Origin of the sequence: Streptomyces griseocarneus, assembly GCF_014655595.1 — a bacterium.
Taxonomy (GTDB): Bacteria; Actinomycetota; Actinomycetes; order Streptomycetales; family Streptomycetaceae; genus Streptomyces; species Streptomyces griseocarneus.
The window spans coordinates 374520-393245 of the sequence record NZ_BNBL01000002.1; the positions used below are offsets into that span (position 1 = coordinate 374520).

The 18726-nt window shown below is 74.1% G+C and carries 12 protein-coding genes and 1 pseudogene; 10 read left to right on the top strand and 3 right to left on the bottom strand.

Translation table 11 applies throughout. The features are described from left to right. Positions 1–32: 32 nt before the first annotated feature. On the top strand, positions 33–1166 hold the full coding sequence (locus IE295_RS07555; protein WP_224323162.1) for a L,D-transpeptidase family protein: 1134 nt from the start codon (positions 33–35) through the stop codon (positions 1164–1166). A gap of 416 nt (positions 1167–1582) precedes the next feature. Beyond that, entirely contained in the window at positions 1583–3070 is a 1488-nt protein-coding gene (locus IE295_RS07560; protein WP_190062729.1) for an amino acid permease, read from the top strand. A 166-nt stretch (positions 3071–3236) separates the two neighbouring features. On the opposite strand, the gene IE295_RS07565 is transcribed toward IE295_RS07560, so the two are convergent. Then, a complete protein-coding gene (locus tag IE295_RS07565; RefSeq protein WP_190062730.1) occupies positions 3237–4361 on the bottom strand; it encodes an alpha/beta hydrolase family protein in 1125 nt (374 codons plus the stop codon). A 222-nt stretch (positions 4362–4583) separates the two neighbouring features. On the opposite strand from IE295_RS07565, the gene IE295_RS07570 reads away from it, so the two are divergent. The 6 genes and pseudogenes from IE295_RS07570 to IE295_RS07595 form a co-directional block, all read left to right on the top strand. Further along, positions 4584–5645 (top strand): enoyl-CoA hydratase/isomerase family protein, encoded by a 1062-nt coding sequence (locus tag IE295_RS07570; RefSeq protein ID WP_190062731.1) that lies wholly within the window; start codon positions 4584–4586, stop codon positions 5643–5645. A 162-nt stretch (positions 5646–5807) separates the two neighbouring features. Then, positions 5808–8045 carry a HelD family protein gene (locus IE295_RS07575; protein ID WP_224323163.1) on the top strand — a complete coding sequence of 746 codons (2238 nt, stop codon included), beginning with the start codon at positions 5808–5810 and terminating at the stop codon, positions 8043–8045. Positions 8046–8210: 165 nt separating this feature from the next. Beyond that, the gene (locus IE295_RS07580) at positions 8211–9788 is read left to right on the top strand and encodes a sigma-70 family RNA polymerase sigma factor (RefSeq protein ID WP_308013119.1); all 1578 of its coding nucleotides are present in this window, start codon (positions 8211–8213) and stop codon (positions 9786–9788) included. A 182-nt stretch (positions 9789–9970) separates the two neighbouring features. Then, positions 9971–12013 carry an RICIN domain-containing protein gene (locus IE295_RS07585; protein WP_224323164.1) on the top strand — a complete coding sequence of 681 codons (2043 nt, stop codon included), beginning with the start codon at positions 9971–9973 and terminating at the stop codon, positions 12011–12013. A gap of 122 nt (positions 12014–12135) precedes the next feature. After that, a complete protein-coding gene (locus tag IE295_RS07590) occupies positions 12136–12729 on the top strand; it encodes a hypothetical protein (protein WP_190062732.1) in 594 nt (197 codons plus the stop codon). Positions 12730–12816: 87 nt separating this feature from the next. After that, positions 12817–13515: pseudogene (locus IE295_RS07595) on the top strand (phosphatase PAP2 family protein); the annotation flags it as partial. Here the strand turns inward: IE295_RS07595 and IE295_RS07600 are convergent. Next, entirely contained in the window at positions 13513–14196 is a 684-nt protein-coding gene (locus IE295_RS07600; RefSeq protein WP_190062733.1) for a response regulator, read from the bottom strand. The pseudogene IE295_RS07595 and the gene IE295_RS07600 overlap by 3 nt on opposite strands. Before the next feature lie 7 nt (positions 14197–14203). Then, positions 14204–15619, bottom strand: coding sequence for a sensor histidine kinase (locus IE295_RS07605; RefSeq protein ID WP_224323165.1), 1416 nt, complete (start codon positions 15617–15619; stop codon positions 14204–14206). Between the two features lie 216 nt (positions 15620–15835). On the opposite strand from IE295_RS07605, the gene IE295_RS07610 reads away from it, so the two are divergent. Both IE295_RS07610 and IE295_RS07615 read left to right on the top strand, forming a co-directional pair. After that, positions 15836–16870: a methyltransferase gene (locus IE295_RS07610; RefSeq protein ID WP_190062734.1), complete on the top strand. Its 1035-nt coding sequence runs from the start codon at positions 15836–15838 to the stop codon at positions 16868–16870. A 94-nt stretch (positions 16871–16964) separates the two neighbouring features. Then, complete coding sequence (locus IE295_RS07615; protein ID WP_224323166.1) at positions 16965–18725, top strand: serine/threonine-protein kinase; 1761 nt, start codon at positions 16965–16967, stop codon at positions 18723–18725. The last annotated feature ends 1 nt before the right edge of the window (position 18726 follow it).

Consider the following 18726-nt stretch of genomic DNA (forward strand, 5'->3'; position numbering starts at 1 on the left):
GTCGTCGCTCCGTCATGTTGGCATCGGCGCTCATGGGCTCCCTGGTCCTCTCCGCCTGTTCGTCGGGCTCCGGCGGTTCGGGCTCCGGCTCGGCGGCCGAGGCCCGCGTCAGCGTCACCCCGGGCGAAGGCAAGGAGGTCGCTCTCGGCACGCCGATATCGGTGAAGGCCGAGGGCGGGCGCCTGACGGGGGTGGAGGTCAAGGACGACAAGGGGCAGAAGGTCGAGGGGCGGATGGCCGGCGACGGCGCCTCCTGGACCTCGGAGAGCAAGGTCGGCCCCAAGACCACCTACACCGTGCGCACCACCGCGAAGGGCGGCAAGGACGGCAAGGGCAAGGAGTCCTCCGCCACGACCACCTTCACCACCCGGCCGGCCCCGAGCGTCAACAAGCTCACCAACACCCCGGGCAACGGGCAGACCGTCGGTACGGGCATGCCGGTGTCCATCCTCTTCGACCACCCCGTCGACAAGGACAGGCGCGCCGAGATCGAGAAGTCCCTGACGGTCACCACGCAGCCGAAGGTGGAGGGCGCCTGGGGCTGGGTGAAGGACTGGTCGGGACAGGACCGCATCGACTGGCGGCCCAAGACGTACTGGCCGTCGGGCACCAAGGTCGCCGTGAAGGGCAACCTGACGGGCGTCGACTCCGGCGAGGGCGGCTGGTTCGCGCGGAACTACGACTTCGGCTTCACCATAGGCGCCGACCACAAGGCCGTCATCGACGTTCCCTCGCACACCCTGACCATGTACGAGGACGGCAAGCCGGTCGGCACCATCAAGGGATCCGCGGGCTCGCCCGTCGACCCCACCCGGGGCGGCATCCACACCGTCCGCAGCAAGAACGCCGCCGAGACGATGGACTCGGCGACCATCGGCCACGGCAACGAGTGGATGCTCGACTCCAAGTGGGTCACCCACCTCACCGCCTCCGGCACGTTCCTGCACTCCGCGCCGTGGAACAACTCGATCGGCGTGGAGAACAACAGCCACGGCTGCTTCGGCATGACCACCGCCGACGCCAAGAGGGCCTACGACTTCCTGTCCATCGGCTCCACCGTCGAGGTCAAGAACACCACCAGCACCAAGGTGACCGATGTCGGCAACGGTCTCGAGGTCTGGCAGGAGAACTGGGAGCAGTGGCAGAAGCGCAGCGCGCTGAAGTAACCGGCTTCCATCGTCCGCGGGAGGGCCATCGGCTCTCCCGCGGATTTTTTATTCCAAAAATAGGTGCCCCCGGCATTCACCCCTCAGGGTTATGGGGGCGCTACGGACGGCGATCTCCGCTGTTATGGCCGCCACACGCCGGGGTCGGTTGTCTTTTCGTTACACAGCATTCCCCCGGCCGTTCGTTCCGGGGGTTCCGGCGTGGCTAGCGTATGCAATTCATAAAATCAACTCTCCGTAAACTCTTGACGGCGTACAGGCGCGCCTCACACCATTCACCTCATGGACTGGATCGAGCCACCGTGTCCGATAACCGTTGAACACCGGTCCACACCTTCCGAACAACCTCGGGCCCCGGCGTCGCCAGCCGGATTCCGAGCATGCTGTTCCCCCCTCCAGTGAAGGCGAAGACATATATGAGTGACCGCACCCTCACTGCGGCCGACCCCCAGCCCGGCGTTGCCGCGCCGGCGACGACGTCCCCACACGTCGACGCCGGTGACGCGGGCTACAGCAAGGACCTCAAGTCCCGCCACGTCAACATGATCGCGATCGGCGGGGCCATCGGCACCGGCCTCTTCCTCGGCGCCGGTGGCCGCCTCGCGAGCGCGGGCCCTTCCCTCTTCATCGCCTACGCGGTGTGCGGGCTCTTCGCCTTCTTCGTGGTGCGGGCGCTCGGCGAGCTGGTGCTCTACCGTCCCTCCTCCGGTGCGTTCGTCTCGTACGCCCGTGAGTTCATGGGCGAGAAGGGTGCCTTCACCGCCGGCTGGCTCTACTTCCTGAACTGGGCCACGACGGGCATCGCCGACATCACGGCCGTCGCCACCTACACCCACTACTGGGGCATGTTCAGCGACATCCCGCAGTGGGTGCTCGCCCTGATCGCCCTCGCGGTCGTCCTCACCGTGAACCTGATCTCGGTGAAGTACTTCGGCGAGATGGAGTTCTGGTTCGCGATCATCAAGGTCGCCGCGATCACGCTCTTCATGGTCGTCGGCATCTTCCTGCTGGCCAGCCAGCACAAGGTCGGCGACACGACCCCGGGTCTGGCGAACATCGTCGACCACGGCGGTATCTTCCCGACCGGTGTGATGCCGATGCTGCTCGTCATCCAGGGTGTCGTCTTCGCCTACGCCTCCGTCGAGCTGTGCGGCGTGGCCGCGGGTGAGACCAAGAACCCCGAGAAGATCATGCCGAAGGCGATCAACTCGATCATGTGGCGTGTCGGCCTCTTCTACGTGGGCTCGGTCATCCTGCTCGCGGTGCTGCTGCCGTTCACCGAGTACGTCGCCGGTGAGAGCCCGTTCGTCACCGTCCTGTCGAAGATCGGCGTGCCGTACGCGGCCGGCGTGATGAACCTCGTCGTCCTCACCGCGGCGCTCTCCAGCCTGAACTCGGGCCTGTACTCCACCGGCCGCATCCTGCGCTCGATGGCCATGTCGGGCTCCGCGCCGAAGTTCACCGGTCTGATGAACAAGGGCCAGGTGCCCTACGGCGGCATCCTGCTCACCGCGTTCTTCTGCGTGCTGGGCGTCGGCCTGAACTTCGTCGTCCCGGCGGACGCCTTCGAGATCGTGCTGAACTTCGCCGCGATCGGCATCATCGGCACCTGGGGCATGATCATGGTCTGCTCCCTGCTCTTCTACCGCCGCTCCCAGGACGGCCGGGTCACCCGCCCCGGCTACAAGCTGCCCTGGGCGCCGTACACCCAGATCGTCACGCTGGTCTTCCTGGCCGGTGTGCTGGGCCTGATGGCATCCGAGCCCGGTGCCAGCCGCACCACCGTGCTGTGCCTGCCGATCATCGTGGCGGCGCTGGTCGGCGGCTGGTTCATGGTGCGCGGTCGCGTCGCCCGGATCCAGCGCGAGGGCGAGCTCGAGCGGGCCGGTGCCGAGCAGTCGTAACCCCCATATCGGCTGACCGGAACCGGTCGTAGACGGAGGCGTCCCCCACGGCAGTGGCCGTGGGGGACGCCTCCGGCGTTGTGCCGCCGGAACCCCCGTGTGTCCCGGTGACACCGCTGTGCGAGGAGCGCGGCGTCCCTGGAGGGACGTCCCGCCGCGCGTCCTCCTACTTGAGGAAGGTCACCTCCGGGTACGCCGCGGACGGCCCGTCGAGCAGCGGGCCGCGCGCGCCCCGCAGGTGCCGGTCGAAGAACGCGCTCACATAGGCCCGGGTCAGGGCGGTGGCCCGGTCGGAGGCGAGGGTGCCGAAGGCGAAGGGCACGGCCTCCGGCGGGATGCGGTCCCCGAGGCCGAACCGGTCGGCGATCCACGGCACGTCGGTGAAGGTCATGTGCCCGCCGTCGGGGACGTCGAGCCAGCGCTTCCAGCCGCCGAGCCGGTTCCACGTGCGCTCCCAGTCGGCCCTGCTCTCGGCCGTCCTCTCCCGCTGGGCGCCGAGCAGCAGCACCGGGCGGTCGAGGCCTTCGGCGGGCGGCTCGGTGAAGAAGTTGCCGTCCATGTTGACCGCCGCCCGCACGCGCCGGTCCTGGCGCATGAACTCGACCGCGCTCGCCCCGCCGATCGAATGCCCGGCCACGCCGATGCGCCGGCGGTCGACGTGCAGGCCGCTGCCGGGGGCCGTCAGCCGGTCGAGCACGAAGCGGATGTCCTTGGCCCGGTTGGGCACGACGGGGGCACCCTGCCTGTCGCAGATCAGACAGTCCTCGACGCGTCCGCCGGGGAACTCCACCGGCGCCTCGTAGGTGTGGTCGACCGCGGCCACGGTGTAGCCGCGGGCGGCCAGGTCCTCGCCCAGCGTGGTCAGCGTGGCGCGGCTCATCCCGAAGCCGGGGGAGAGGACGACCAGCGGCCGGGGGCCCGGCGCGGGGAGCGCGTTGACGAGGCCGTGCGTCCGGACGCCGGCCAGGGCCTCGGTGCCGAGGATCTTCTTCGACAGCTCCTTCGAGACGTAGGGCGCCCGCTGCCCGTGCCGCACCGCCGCCGGGTACCACAGGGAGACCATCAGCTCGCGGTGGCCCGCGGCCGGCTTCCACGGGTCGGGCCGCGAGGTGTCGACCAGGTGCAGGGTCCGGGTGCCGACCGGCGCGCCCTTGGCCGGCGCCGGCAGTTCGGCCGGGGCGGGGGTGGGGGCGGGGCGCGACGCCGCCGCGGCCGCCGGTATCTGCGGAGCGGCGAGGGCCGCCAGGAGTGCGGCGACCGTGAAGGACCGCCGTGACGTCGTGCTCAACATGATCGACACGCTAGGCGGCCGCGACCGGGCCCGGCATCCGACTCAGGAGGGAGAGCGGCCGCTTCCGCTCCTCCGCCCGGAGGAGCGCGGCGGTGTGACGTGAAACGTCAGTCATCGGTCTCGGAGGCCGGGGCCCGCGCAGGGCCGGGGGCCTTGCGCGGGGCCGGGGCCGCCTGAGCGACGATGGCGTCGAGAAGATCGTCCCCGATCGAAGGGCCCGCGATGACCGACGACTCCGTACTGGTACGCACCGAAGGGCGCGCCGGACACCTCACGCTCAACCGCCCCAGGGCCCTCAACGCCCTCGACCACGCCATGGTGCGCCGCATCGACGAGGCGCTCACCGCCTGGGAGCACGACCCCGCGGTCGGGACCGTGGTGATCAGCGGCGCCGGCGGGCGCGGCCTGTGCGCGGGCGGCGACATCCGCTCGATCCACGACGACGTCCGCTCCGGCGGGGGAGCGGCGTCGGCGGCGTTCTGGCGCGACGAGTACCGGCTCAACGCGCGCATCGCCCGCTACCCCAAGCCCTACGTCGCGATCATGGACGGCATCGTGATGGGCGGCGGCGTCGGCGTCTCGGCCCACGGCGACGTCCGCGTCGTCACCGAACGGTCCCGCGTGGCCATGCCGGAGACCGGGATCGGCTTCGTGCCGGACGTCGGCGGTACGTACCTGCTGGCCCGGGCGCCCGGCGAGCTCGGCACCCACCTGGCGCTCACGGGCGCCGCGGTCGGCGCGGCCGACGCCCTGCTGTGCGGGCTCGCCGACCACTTCGTACCGGCGGAGGCCGTACCGGACCTGGTCGCCGACCTCGCGCGCGACGCGGCCGGGGACGTCCTGCCCCGCTACGCCCGCCCGGCGCCGGACGGTGAACTCGCCGGACACCGCGCGTGGATCGACGACTGCTACGCCGCCGGCACCGTCGAGGAGATCGTGGAAAGGCTCCTCGACGACGGCACGCCCGCCGCGAAGGAGGCCGCCACGACGATCCTCGCGAAGTCCCCGACGGCGCTCAAGGTCACCCTCGCCGCGCTGCGCGGGGCCCGGGGAACGATTTCGCTGGAACGCGTGCTCGAGCAGGAATACCGCGTCTCGTGCGCGGCCCTGTCCACCGCCGATCTGGTGGAGGGCATCCGCGCGCAGGTCGTCGACAAGGACCGCAGTCCGCGCTGGTCGCCCGCCACCCTGGCCGAGGTCACGGACGAGGACGTGGCCCGCTTCTTCGCCCCGCCCGGCGAGGGCGAACTGTCCCTGGCGGCACCGGAGTTCACCAAGAACTGAGCGCGTCCCGCCCGCCCCGCGCGAAGCCGTCACGAGAAAGAAATACCCCGGCCGCATTGACGGCCGGGGTATTTCCCCGCGTATATTGGGGATTTCCATGTCCGATTGAACTCGGAGCATGGGGAAGCTTTATGAGGCCATCATATCCGGGCGGGAGTCGAATTGTCAAACGAGGAATTGCGACACGAGCAGGAATTCATCGACCTGCTCCATGAGCGCCTCACCGAGCTGCGGGCCTCGGCCGAGGCCGAGGTACGGGCCGCCCTGGCACCGTCGGGCACCACCCACCAGGCGCGGCTCGAGCGCGACGTCCTCGTCGCCGAACAGTCCGGGCTGCTGGCCGCCTTCAACGCGGGGGAGCGCGGGCTGTGCTTCGGCCGGCTGGCGTTCCGCGACGGCCGCGACCACCACATCGGCCGCATCGGCATCCGCCGCGACGACGCCGACCGCACCCCGCTGGTCATCGACTGGCGGGCCGAGGTGGCGCGCCCCTTCTACCTCGCCACCGGGCACACCCCCATGGGGCTGCGCCGCAGGCGTCACATCACCACCGAGAACCACCGCGTCACCGCCCTGCACGACGAGATCCTGGACCTCACCGACGCCGAACGCACCGGACACGAGGGCGCCGACGCCGACGCCGTGCTGTTCGCCGCGCTCGACTCGGCCCGTACCGGCCGCATGCACGACATCGTGCAGACCATCCAGGCCGAACAGGACCGCATCATCCGCGCCCCGCACCACGGCGTCCTCGTCGTCGAGGGCGGCCCCGGCACCGGAAAGACCGTCGTCGCCCTGCACCGCGCCGCCTATCTGCTCTACGCGCACCGCGAGCAGCTGGCCCGCCGCGCCGTGCTGATCGTCGGGCCCAACCCGGCGTTCCTCGGCTACATCGCCGAGGTCCTGCCCTCGCTCGGCGAGACGGGCGTCCTGCTCGCCACGCCCGGCGAGCTCTTCCCCGGCGTGCGCGCCGACGGCACCGACACCCCCCGGGCCGCCGAGGTCAAGGGCTCCGCCGCCATGGCCGGCGCCCTCGCCGCGTTCGTCCGGGACCGGCAGACCCTGCCCGACCCGGTGACCGTCATCGACCACGAGGACGGCGAGCTGCTGCTGGACGCCGGCATGGCCGCCGAGGCCCGCCGCCACGCGCGCGCCACCCGGCTGCCCCACAACCTCGCCCGCCCCTACTTCGCCTTCCGCGTCATCGACGCGCTCACCGCCCAACTGGCCGACCGGCTCGGCGCCGACCCCTACGGCGGCCCCAACTTCCTCGGCCCCGACGACATCGCCCAGCTCGGCAAGGCCGTCGCCGCCAGCCCCGGCGTGCACGCCGCGATCGACGAGCTGTGGCCGCCGCTCACCCCGCAGCGCCTCGTCGCCGACTTCCTCGCCGACCCCGTCCACCTCCCCGACGCCGACGCGGACGCCGTCCGCCGCGCGGACGGCGCCTGGACGCCCGCCGACGTGCCGCTGCTCGACGAGGCCGCCGAACTCCTCGGCGAGGACGATTCGGCGGCCCGCGCGGCCGCCGAGGCCGAGCGGCAGGAGCGCATCGCCTACGCGCAGGGCGTCCTCGACCTCTCCTACGGCTCCCGCACCCAGGAGTTCGAGGACCTCGAGGACGAGGACTCGGAGGTGCTGGCCGCCCACGACCTCGTCGACGCCGAACGGCTCGCCGAACGCCACGAGGAGGCCGACCACCGCAGCGCCGCCGAGCGCGCGGCCGCCGACCGCACCTGGGCCTTCGGCCACATCATCGTGGACGAGGCGCAGGAGCTGTCCGCGATGATGTGGCGGCTGCTGATGCGCCGCTGTCCCTCCCGCTCGATGACTCTGGTCGGCGACCCGGCCCAGACCGCCGAGCCGGGCGGGTGCGGCGCATGGGAGACGATCCTCGCCCCGTACGTCGGCGACCGCTGGCACCACGTCAGGCTGGGCGTCAACTACCGCACCCCGCGGGAGATCATGGAGGTCGCGGCGGGCGTGGCCCGGTCCGCGGACCCCTCGTTCGCACCGCCGGAGTCGATCCGCTCCACGGGCGTACGGCCCCGGGCGCACCGCACCGGCGACCTGCCCGGTGCCGTCGCCGAAGCCGTCGCCCGCGAGACGCGCGGGGAGGGCCGGCTGGCGGTGATCGCCGCGCGGGACCACCACGCGGCCCTGGCCGCCGCCCTCCCGGACGCGTCCGCCGGACCGGCCCCCGACCTGACCAGCCCGGTGGTGCTGCTCGACCCCCGGCAGGCCAAGGGGCTGGAGTTCGACACGGTGATCGTGGCGGAGCCGGGGGACTTCGGGGTGAGCGACCTCTACGTCGCGCTCACCCGGGCCACCCAGCGGCTGGTCGTGACCCACACCGGCCCCCTGCCGGCCGGACTGGAGGTGCCGGCCGCCACCGCCTGACCGTCCGCCGGACGACCGTCCCGGCCCGCCACGCCACCGCGGGCCGGGCCGGGCCGGAACGAAAAATCGATCGGATCGCAGCTTTTTTGTTATGCGGCCGTCCTCCTCAGGTCTCCCAAGTGCCGGAACGCCACAGCGGCGCGGCGGGAACGAGGAGGGCGGAGCGTGACGGGAACGAACGTGGCCGACATGGTCGAGGCGGCACAGGCAGGGGAGACGGCCGCGCGCGAGGAGCTCGTCGCGGCCTGCCTTCCGTTGGTCTACAACATCGTCGGGCGCGCGCTGAACGGGCACGCGGACGTCGACGACGTCGTGCAGGAGACCATGATCCGGATGGTCAGCGGCCTGGACGGGCTGCGCGATCCGGGCCGCTTCCGTTCGTGGCTCGTGGCGATCACCGTCAACCAGATACGCCGGCACTGGCGCAGCGAGCGCCAGGAGGCGCCCGTCACCGGACTGCAGGACGCGGGCGACGTGCACGACCCCGACGCGGACTTCGTGGGGCTGACCATCGTGCGGCTGAGCCTGGAGGGCGAGCGCAAACAGGCCGCCGAGGCCACCCGCTGGCTGGACGACGACGAGCGGGCCGTGCTGTCCCTGTGGTGGCTGGAGGCGACCGGCGAGCTGACCCGTGCCGAGGTCGCCGCCGCGCTCGAACTCTCGCCCCAGCACACGGCCGTACGCGTCCAGCGCATCAAGCTCCAGCTGGAGACCGCGCGGTCCGTCGTGCGGGTCCTGTCGGCCGCCCCGCGCTGCCCGGAGCTGGCGGGCGTCCTCGGCCCCTGGGACGGCGTGCCCTCCCCGCTGTGGCGCAAGCGCATCGCCCGGCACGCGCGCGGCTGCGCCGAGTGCGGCGGCCACCGGGCCGCCCTGGTGCCCGCCGAGGGGCTGCTCGCCGGCCTGGGCCTGGTGCCCGTCGCCGCCGCGCTGGCCGACCGGGTCGCCGAGGCGCTGCCCGCCGCTCCCGTCGCAGGCGCCACGCCTCTTCCACCGGAAGGCGTGGACGACGCGCCCGGGCGGGACGGCACGGCCGGCGGCCCGCGCAGGGCGGTCCGGCCCGTCGTGGCCGTCGCCGCGCTCGCCGTCGTCGCCGGCGGTGTGCTGGGCGGCTGCGAGTACTTCGCCTCCCCGGAGCAGGCCGCGCCGAGGGAACTGAGCGCCCCCGCCCGTGACGTCCCGGCCGGCGCCGCTCCCCTCTCGTCCGGCACCCCGTCGGCATCGGCGCGCGCCGACGAGACCGCGGCCGCCGACCGCTCCTCGCCCGGCGGCCGCCGCGCCGTGGAGCCGGCCGCCCCCGCCACCGCGCCGGTCACCTCGCCGACGACCCCGCCGGCCCCCGCCCCGGCCCGTACGGCGCCCCGCCGCCCGACGCCCCCGCAGGGCCCGCGCGGGGACGCCCCGCGCCCGCGGGGCCCGCGCGACGGCCTCGAGCAGGAGGTCGTACGCCTGGTCAACGCCGAGCGCGCGCGGGCCGGTTGCTGCCCGCTGCGGCACAACGCGGAGCTGGCGAACACCGCGCGGGAGCACTCCGCCGGGGCGGGCCGGACCGCCGGCGGCCGGTGGAGCCTCTCGGGAGTGACCACGGTCGGCGGCCGGCCCAGCGCCCTCGCGGTCGTGTCCGTCTGGATGAAGACGCCCGGCCGCCGCGAGGCCGTCCTCGACTGCTCGCGCACCGAGTTGGGCGTCGGCGTCACGGCCGACGCCGCCGCCCGGCGCTGGAACCAGGCCTTCGCCACCCGCTGAAGCGCCCCCGGCGCTTGCGCAGAACCCCCCTGAACCACCGCCGGGCCCGCCCGGATCGTCACGCCGTGCGCTGTCACGGCGCCGGACGAACCCCCCACGCACCGCCAAAGGGCGGGCCCGGCGGTTCCCGGGGCCTTCGGGCCCCCGCAGCAGTGACCCTCCACCACCGATGGGACCGCACGATGCGCACCACACACGCTCGTAAGAAACCCAGCTCGCACCGCCGGAGCAGAACCCGGCGCCGGGTGATCGTCACGGCGGCCGCGACGGCCGCGGCCGCCGCCCTCGCCATCGGCGTCATCGGCATCGGCTCGGCGACGACGCCGGACGAGTCGACGCCCGAGGCCAAGGGCGTTCCCGCCGCCGCCCAGCCGGTGCACAAGGCCCCGCCCGCGCCGCTGACCAAGACCCCCAAGGCCGAGAAGGCCCGCGGTCTGGTCTACAAGGGCCTCGACCCGGCGCCCAAGGGCGACCCCTGCGTGGGCGTCTACCGCGTCTCCGACGCCCGGCTGTGCACCCACGGGCCGGACGCGCCGCCCAAGGGCATCGACATCACCAAGGACACCCCGCCCGTGGCCAAGGCCGCGTCCGCGCCGGACCTGACCGGCGACGGCAAGCAGGCTCCCGCGGCGGCCGAGGCCCTGCAGGGCTCGGCGCCCGCCCTCGACGCCCGCACCGGCAGCGTCGCGGCCGCCGGCGGCACGGCCCCGGCCGCCCCGGCGGCGCCCGGGGGTTCGAAGACCGTCTGCGAGGGCGACGGCTCCGCCGGCAACCGGGTCCAGGTGCTGTACGTCCACGGCCCCGGCCGCGACCGGTTCGGGCAGTACGCCGCCTCGTTCAAGCAGTGGGCGGCGGAGACCGACGTCATCTACAACGCGAGCGCCAAGGAGACCGGCGGCGAGCGGCACGTCCGCTACGTCACCGAGTCCGACTGCACCGCTTCCGTCCTGAACGTCGAGGTCACCGACGGCTCCCTGGCCGAGTTCGGGGCGATGAACAACGCCCTGGCCGCCAAGGGGTTCAACCGCCGCGACCGCAAGTACATGATCTTCGCCGACGCCCAGGTGTACTGCGGCATCGGCACCTTCAACGGCGACGAGCGTCCCGGCTCGGACAACCTCAGCAACTTCGGCCCCTCCTACGGCCGTACGGACTCCGGCTGCTGGGGCGGCAGCACCCCCGCCCACGAACTGGGCCACAACCTCGGCGCGGTCAACAACAGCGCCCCGCACACCAGCAAGGCCGCGCACTGCGTCGACGAGTGGGACATCATGTGCTACTCGGACGCGCCGTACTACCCCAAGATGCAGACCATCTGCCCCGACCGCTCGAACGACGAGCGCCTGGACTGCGGCCACGACGACTACTTCCACACCAACCCACGGCCCGGCAGCTACCTGGCCACCCACTGGAACATCGCCAACAACCGCTTCCTCATAGCCGGCGGCGGCAGCACCGACCCCAACCCCAACCCGAGCCCCACCCCCACCCCGAACCCCACCGGGACCGCCACCCCCGACCCCTCCACCGGGCCCGCCGCGCAGGTCACCCAGATCGCCCCGGACTCCGCCCTGGTCAGCTGGCCGAAGGCGGCCTCGGCCGCCGGCTACGACCTGCTGCTCAACGGCAAGAAGTACGCGGACGTCAAGGAGACCTCCGTCCGGCTCGTCCGCCTCACCCCCGACACGGCCTACAAGGTCGCCGTCGCCGTGCGCGGCGCGAACGGCAAGGTCTCCGCGCCCGGCCGCACCGCCTCCTTCCGCACCCTGCCCGCCGGCAACGGCCCGACCAAGCCGGGTGGCAAGTTCCTGCTGCTCAACGGCCTCACCGGCCAGGCCGCCGACCTGTGGAGCGGCTCCACCGCGAACGGCACGGTCGCCATCGCCTACCAGCGCCACGGCTACGCCAACCAGCAGTGGACGTTCGAGGACGCGGGCGCCGGCGCCGTGCGCGTGAAGTCCGTCCAGTCCGGCAAGTGCCTCCAGCCGGGCAGCGACGGGCGGGCGGTGGCCGGCCAGTACGTCGCCCAGCAGCCCTGCGGCGGCTCGGCCGCCCAGAAGTGGAAGCTGACCGACAACGGCGGCGGCTCCTACGTCCTCCAGCCGCAGGGGTCCACCCTGGCGCTGGGCATCAGCAAGCGCTGGTACTACGGCGGATGGCTGCTCGAGCTGCAGCAGCGCAACCAGCAGGGCTACCAGAACTGGACGCTCACCAAGGCGTCCTGACGGGCGAAAGCCCCGGCATCACCTGAACCGGGCCGGCGACCGCGACCCATTCACCACCCCCACCGCGGTCGCCGGCTCCTTCGTTCCCCCGTCTTTCGCCGTCCCCCCACGAGGAGTACCCGATGACCTTCCGTCCCGCAGCCCTCGCCCCGGCGGCCGGGCTGCTCGGCGCCCTGATCGTGCTGGGCACGGCCCACCCGGCCGCCGCGCACGGCGACACCATCCACTTCACCGTCTCCGGCGACCGGCCAGACGGCCACGTACGGGCCGTCGCGGCCTGGGACAACGACGACGACCCCGTGGACGAGCCGGTCGCGGGCACCCTGACCGCGCAGGACCCCAACGGCACCACGCGCGGGCCCTGGCAGCTCGTCCCCGTCGAGGGCGCGAAGGCCACGTACACCACCCGCGAGGTGCTGACCCCGGGCACCTGGAAGATCACCGTCCACTGCGGCTTCCCCGACCTCGGCCACGGCGAGGCCACCGTGAACGTACCGGCCCTCGGCCAGGTCCCCCCGTCCTCCCCGCCGTCGTCGTCGCCCGCCGCACGCTCGGCCCCCGCGCCGTCCGCGCGCCCGGCCGAGAAGGCCGATGCCGCCGACGGCCCGGACAGGACCGTCATCGCCACGGCGGTCACCGCGGCCGCCGTCCTCGCCGCCGCCCTCACGGCCGTGGTGCTCGTACGGCGCGCCCGGCGCTCGGGGAAGGGCGCCTGACCGGCCGTCACCCCTGACGATCGTCAGGGGTACGACGATGCCGTTCGGGTCGGGTGCCGACGGCCCGCCGTCCGTAGGTTCGGCGGCATGGAACGCATTACCGAACAAGAACGCGCGGGGCACGCCCGGCAGGCCGGGGCGCGGCCCCTGGCCGCCGCCGGGGTGCTGGCGGTGGCCGCCGGGCTGCTGGCCTGGCTGGCACCGTCCGGAGCGGACCCGTCCGGGGCCGTGCGGGTCACCGGCGGCCCCTCCGTCTCCGCCTACCGCTCGGTGGCCGGCGCGGCCGCGGACGCCCCCACCTGGGTGGGCTCGCTGCTCGGCGCGGCCACCGAGGGCACCCTGGTGGTGCTGGGGCTGCTGCTGGTGTGGGTGGGCCTGATCGCCCTGCGCCGGCGCGACGCGCGGGCCCTCGCCGGGATCCTGCTGGCGGGCGCGGCGACCGTGGTGGCGTACGCGGCCAGCGAGGCCCTGAAGACGGTCCTCGACGAGGAACGCCCCTGCCGCGCGCTGGGGGCCGTCGCCACCGTCGATCCGTGCCCGGAGCCGGGGGACTGGTCGTTCCCCAGCAACCACTCCACCCTCGCCGCGGCGCTCGCCGTCGGCCTGGCCGTGGTGCGCCCGCGGCTCGCCGCCGTGACCCTGCCGCTGGCCGCGCTCGCCGCGCTGTTGCGCGTGGCCGTCGGCGTCCACTACCCCCACGACGTGCTGGCGGGCGTGCTGCTCGGCGGCGCGGTGGCGGCGGCCGCCATGCTGGCGCTGCGGCCGCTCGCCGTCAGGGTGGTGTCACGGACCGGCTGGGCCCGGCGGGGGAGTGACGCCCGCTTCGTGGGCCACGACGGCCGCCGCGGCGCGGTTGTCCACGCCCAGCCGGGCCAGGATGGAGCTGACGTGCGCCTTGACGGTGCCTTCCACCACGTGCAGCCGCCGGGCGATCTGACCGTTGGACAGGCCGGCGCCCAGATGGGACAGCACGTCGCGTTCCCGGGCGGTGAGGGCGGCGACGCGTTCCCGGGCGGTGGCACGGCGGCCGGCCGCGCCACCGGCGCCGGTGGCCGTCAGGTGGGCGACCACACGGGCGGCCACCGAGGGTGAGAGCCAGGCCGCGCCGCCGGCCACCGCGCGGACGCCCGCGATCAGTTCCTCGGGCGGCCCGGACTTGACCAGGAAGCCCGCGGCCCCGCCGGACAGGGCCCGGAGGATGTAGTCGTCCTCGCCGAACGTCGTCAGCATCACGACCGCCGTGTCCGGGGCGGCGGCACGCACGCGTGCCGCCGCCTCGATGCCGTTCAGGCGGGGCATGCGGATGTCGAGCACGGCCACGTCGGGCCGGTGACGGAGCACCAGCTCCACGGCCTCGTCCCCGTCGCCGGCCTCCGCGACGACGTCCAGCCCGGGGTCGGTGGAGAGCACGGCCCGTACGCCGGCGCGGATCATCGGCTCGTCGTCGGCGACCAGAACGCGGATCACCGGGCGCTCACTCGCGCAGGACGGCGAGGCCCACCAGCGTGCCGCGCCGGAAGCAGAGCTGGTACGCGTCGCCGGCGGCGTCCACGAACCGGTCGGCCGTGACCGCGTAGTACTCGCACCGGACTCCGGGTCCCTTCGGTTCCGCCGCCCGGGGCCGGTACGGCAATTGACGCTCGGGCAGCAGAGGCGCCACCTCGGCGCGATTCTGCCCGACGCGCAGGGCGGCGTAGTCGGCGGGGTCGAGGACGGTGTGGGACAGCGTCAGCGAAGCCCAGGTCACCAGCGCGGCCGCGAGCGCCGCCGTGGCGGCCAGCGGCACGACGACGGCGACGACGAGGGCGCGGCCCGCGCGCCGCCGGGCCCGCCGGTGCTCGGGCGGCAGGGCGGTGGGCGCGCTGCGGGCCGGGGGCGAGAGCGGCTGCGGCGGCGGTACGTGCGGCAAGTGGGCGGTGACGGCGAAGCCGCCGTCGTGCGGGCCGTGCGTGAGCGATCCGCCGGCCAGCCGCACCCGCTCGTCCAGCCCGATCAGCCCCCGGCCGCCGCCGGGCAGCGGGGCGGTCGCCGCGGGGTGCGGGGCGGTGTTGTGCACCAAGACCGTGGTCCGGCCCGCCGTGTGCGCGACACGCACCGTCGCCCGCGCGCCGGGCGCGTGCTTGACGACGTTGGTCAGCGCTTCCTGCACGACCCGGTGGGCCGCCCGCTCCACCACCCCCGGCACCTCGGCGGCCCGTGCCCCCTCCACGTGCAGGGTGACGTCGAGGCCGGAGGCCGCGGCACCCTCGACCAGCGGCCCGATGGCGAAGTCCGCCGGGGCCCCGGGGACCTCCTCGGCGTCCTCGCGCAGGATGCCGATCACCTCGCCCAGCCGCTCGACGGCCCCCGCGGCCCGTGCCCGCAGGTCGTCGGCGGCCGCGCGGTGACGCTCCGGCAGGTCGGGGGCCAGCTTCAGCGCCCCGGCCGACAGGGCGATCAGGCTCAGGTCGTGGCCGAGCGCGTCGTGCATGTCCTGTGCGATCCGGGCCCGTTCGCGCAGCCGGGCCTGCTCGGCGATCAGCCGCTGCTCGCGCTCGAGCTGCTCCGCCCGGCTCCAGCCGGCCCGCACCAGCTCCTGGTACTGGCGCAGGACGCGGCCCGCGCACCAGGGCAGCAGCAGCGCGGCGGCCACCAGCGCCACGAAGATGCCCCCCAGCGCCAGCAGGGCCGGCACGGTCACCACGGCCGTCGCCCCCGCGACGACCAGCGCGCTCACGGCCACGGCCATGGTCCGCGTCCGCCCCGAACGGTGGCCCGCCGAGAACGCGGCGGTCGCGGCGGCGGGCGCCCACCACAGGCTCGTCACGGCACTCAGCCCGGTCGCCGCCACCGCGGCCGCCGCGAGCACCACTCCGGGGTCGCGCCTGCTCATCGTTGTCGTTCTTCGCACGTCGTGAACGGTACGGGCGGCTCCGGCGCGAGGACATTCGCCGAAGGTCCCATGGACACGCGACCGGCCGTCGACCCGCCGGCACACCGCCCCGGACCGGGGCCGCCCTAGGCCGAAAGGCCCACACCAAGATCCGTACGACGGCCGGTGACCCGGGTCGGCCCGGCTGGCAGCGTGGCCCCGGCACCCCTTTCCCCCGACCGCCGGAGGCCGGCCTTGGACGCGACACCCACCCCCGACCACGGCGCCGCCGACGCCGCAGCGGCCGCGCACCTGAAGGAGCTGACCCTCGGTCACCTCTACTCCGCCGCGCTGCGCACCGCCGCCGAACTGCGCATAGCCGACCGGCTCGCGGACGGCCCGCGCACCGCCGCCGACCTCGCCCGCGACGCGGGAGCGGACGCGTCGGCCCTGCGCCGCCTCCTGCGCTACCTCGCCTCGCGCGAGGTCTTCCGCGAGGACGACGCCGGCGCCTTCCACCTCACGCCCGCCGCACAGCCGCTGCGCACCGACGTCCCCGGCTCACTGCACCCGGCCGTCATGATGTTCACCGACGAGCTGTTCCTGCGCTCCTCGGCCGGCCTCGGCGACACCGTACGGACCGGGAAGCCCGCCTTCCCGGCGGCGTTCGGCGCGCCCTTCTTCGAGTACCTGGCGACCGACGCCGCCGCCCGCGAGACCTTCGACACCGGCATGGCGGCCTTCTCCGGCCCCGGGGACGCCGCCGTCGCCGCCGCCTACCCCTTTCCCGCCCACGGCACGGTCGTCGACGTCGGCGGCGGACGCGGCGGCCTGCTCCGCGAGGTCCTGCTGCGCCACCCGGGCCTGACCGGCGTCCTCTTCGACCAGGAACCCGCGCTGCGCGAACCCCTCGTGGACACGCCCGGGACGGCGGGCCGCTGGCGCACGCAGCCCGGCGACTTCCTGGCCTCCGTACCGGACGGGGGCGACTACTACCTCGTCAAGCACGTGCTGCCCGACTGGGACGACGACAACGCCGTGCGCATCCTGGCCTCCTGCCGGCGCGCGATGGCCCCCGGCGGCCGCGTCCTGGTCGTCGACGCCGTCCCGCCCCGGGGCAACGCCCCCCACCCCGGCAAGGCCGTCGACGTGATGATGATGGCGGCCCTCGGCGGCAAGGGACGCGACCCGCAGGAGCTGGACGCCCTCTTCGCGCGCGCGGGCCTGCGCCGCACGCGCATCCTGCCGACCGACGGCTTCGTGTCGGTCGTCGAGGCCGTCGCCTCCTGAGCGCACGTCATGGGGAGCCCCGTGAGGCCGGATGCGTCCCCGCCTTCCCCCATGACGTAGATTCTGATCTTCGGCATGAACGCATCACTCGGGGGTGGGACCCATCAGTGGGAACTACGGCGGCGCACTGCGCCCGCTGACGGCGGCCGATCCGCGCGAGATCGCCGGCTACCGGCTGCTCGCCAGGATCGGCGAGGGCGGCATGGGGTCCGTCTACCTCTCGCACACGCGCGGCAACCAGCCGGTCGCCCTCAAGGTGATCCGCCGGGAGTACGCCGGTGACGGGGAGTTCCGCCACCGCTTCCAGCACGAGGTGCGCGCCGCGCAGCAGGTGCGCGGCTACCACCTCGTGCCCGTCGTGGACCACGACTCCGACGGCGAACAGCCCTGGCTGGCCACCGCGTACGTGCCGGGGCTGCCGCTGGACGAGGCGCTGCAGACCTACGGCCCGCTGCCGCTGCCCGCGGCGCTGCAGCTCGTCGGCTGCGTGGCCCGGGCGCTGGAGTCCGTGCACGCCGCCGGCGTCATCCACCGCGACCTCAAGCCCGGCAACATCCTGCTGGCCGCCGACGGCCCCTGGGTGATCGACTTCGGCATCGCCCGGGCCGCCGAGGCCACCCAGCTCACCCGCAGCGGCGGGTTCATCGGCACCCCGCAGTTCATGTCGCCCGAGCACGGCATCGGGGCCGACCTCACGCCCGCCGCCGACGTGTTCTCGCTCGGCCTGATCGCCGCCGTCACCGCCACCGGCAACCACCCCTACGGCTCCGGCAGCGCCCTGACCGTGGCCACGCAGATCGCCAACACCGCACAGCGGCCGCCGGACCTGTCCGGCTACCCGGACGAGCTGCGCCCCCTGCTGGAGGGCTCCCTCGCCGCCGACCCGGCCTCCCGGCCCACGCCCCGCGAACTGGCCGACCTGTGCGAGCGGGCCTCGTGCCGCCCGCCGCGCGCCTTCGACGGCTGGCTCCCGGCCCCGCTCGCGGCCGCGGTCGGCGAACGGGAGCGCCGGATGCGGCTGCTGCTGTCGGGCGACGGCGAGCAGACGCCGCCGGGCCCGGGCCAGGAGGAGCCGCGGCGCACGGCCACCTACGTCCCCACCCGGACGCCGGGACGCGACCAGGGCACGCCGTCCGCCGACTCCGTGCACGCCGCACCCACGCAGGCCGCGGGCGCCGCACCGGCCACGCCCCCGCCGCCCGCGTACACACCCCCCGCCCCGGCGGCCCCGACGCCCCCGTCCCGTGGCAAGCGGACGCCGCTGGCCATCGGACTCGTGGTGGCCCTGGCCGTCGTGGCCGGCACGGCCTGGGCGATGTCCGGCGGCGACGAGAAGTCCGACGCGCACACGGAGACGAAGCCGTCCGCCAACGCCACGCCCGCCGCCGAGCAGAGCAAGAAGGCGACGCAGGAGGCCAAGCCCGACAAGCCCGCCAAGCGCGACTACGAGACCGTCTTCACCGACCGTGCGCTGACCATCGGCCCGCCCAACAGCTCGCTGGTCACCGTGGACTTCGACGCGCCCCGGGTGTCACCGAACGACGACCTTCCGGCCGGCGACAAGGAACTGTCGTACATGGCCCAGTGGATGACGTTCAAGAAGGCGACCGCCAAGAGCAAGGGGACCACGCCCCAGGAGTGCCGCCAGGCGGTGGACACCGCCCCGCTGCCCACCGAGCTCACCCGCGCGGACCTGATGGACAAGAACGTCCTGCAGAAGGACGACGTGCTGTGCACGGTGACCTCCAAGGGCAATCTCGCCATGTTCAAGATCACCGAGGTGACGCCGACGGGCCGCCCCTTCGACCCGCCCGGCTACTCCGGCCTGCTCACCCTCTGGAAGCCGCCCTCCTGAC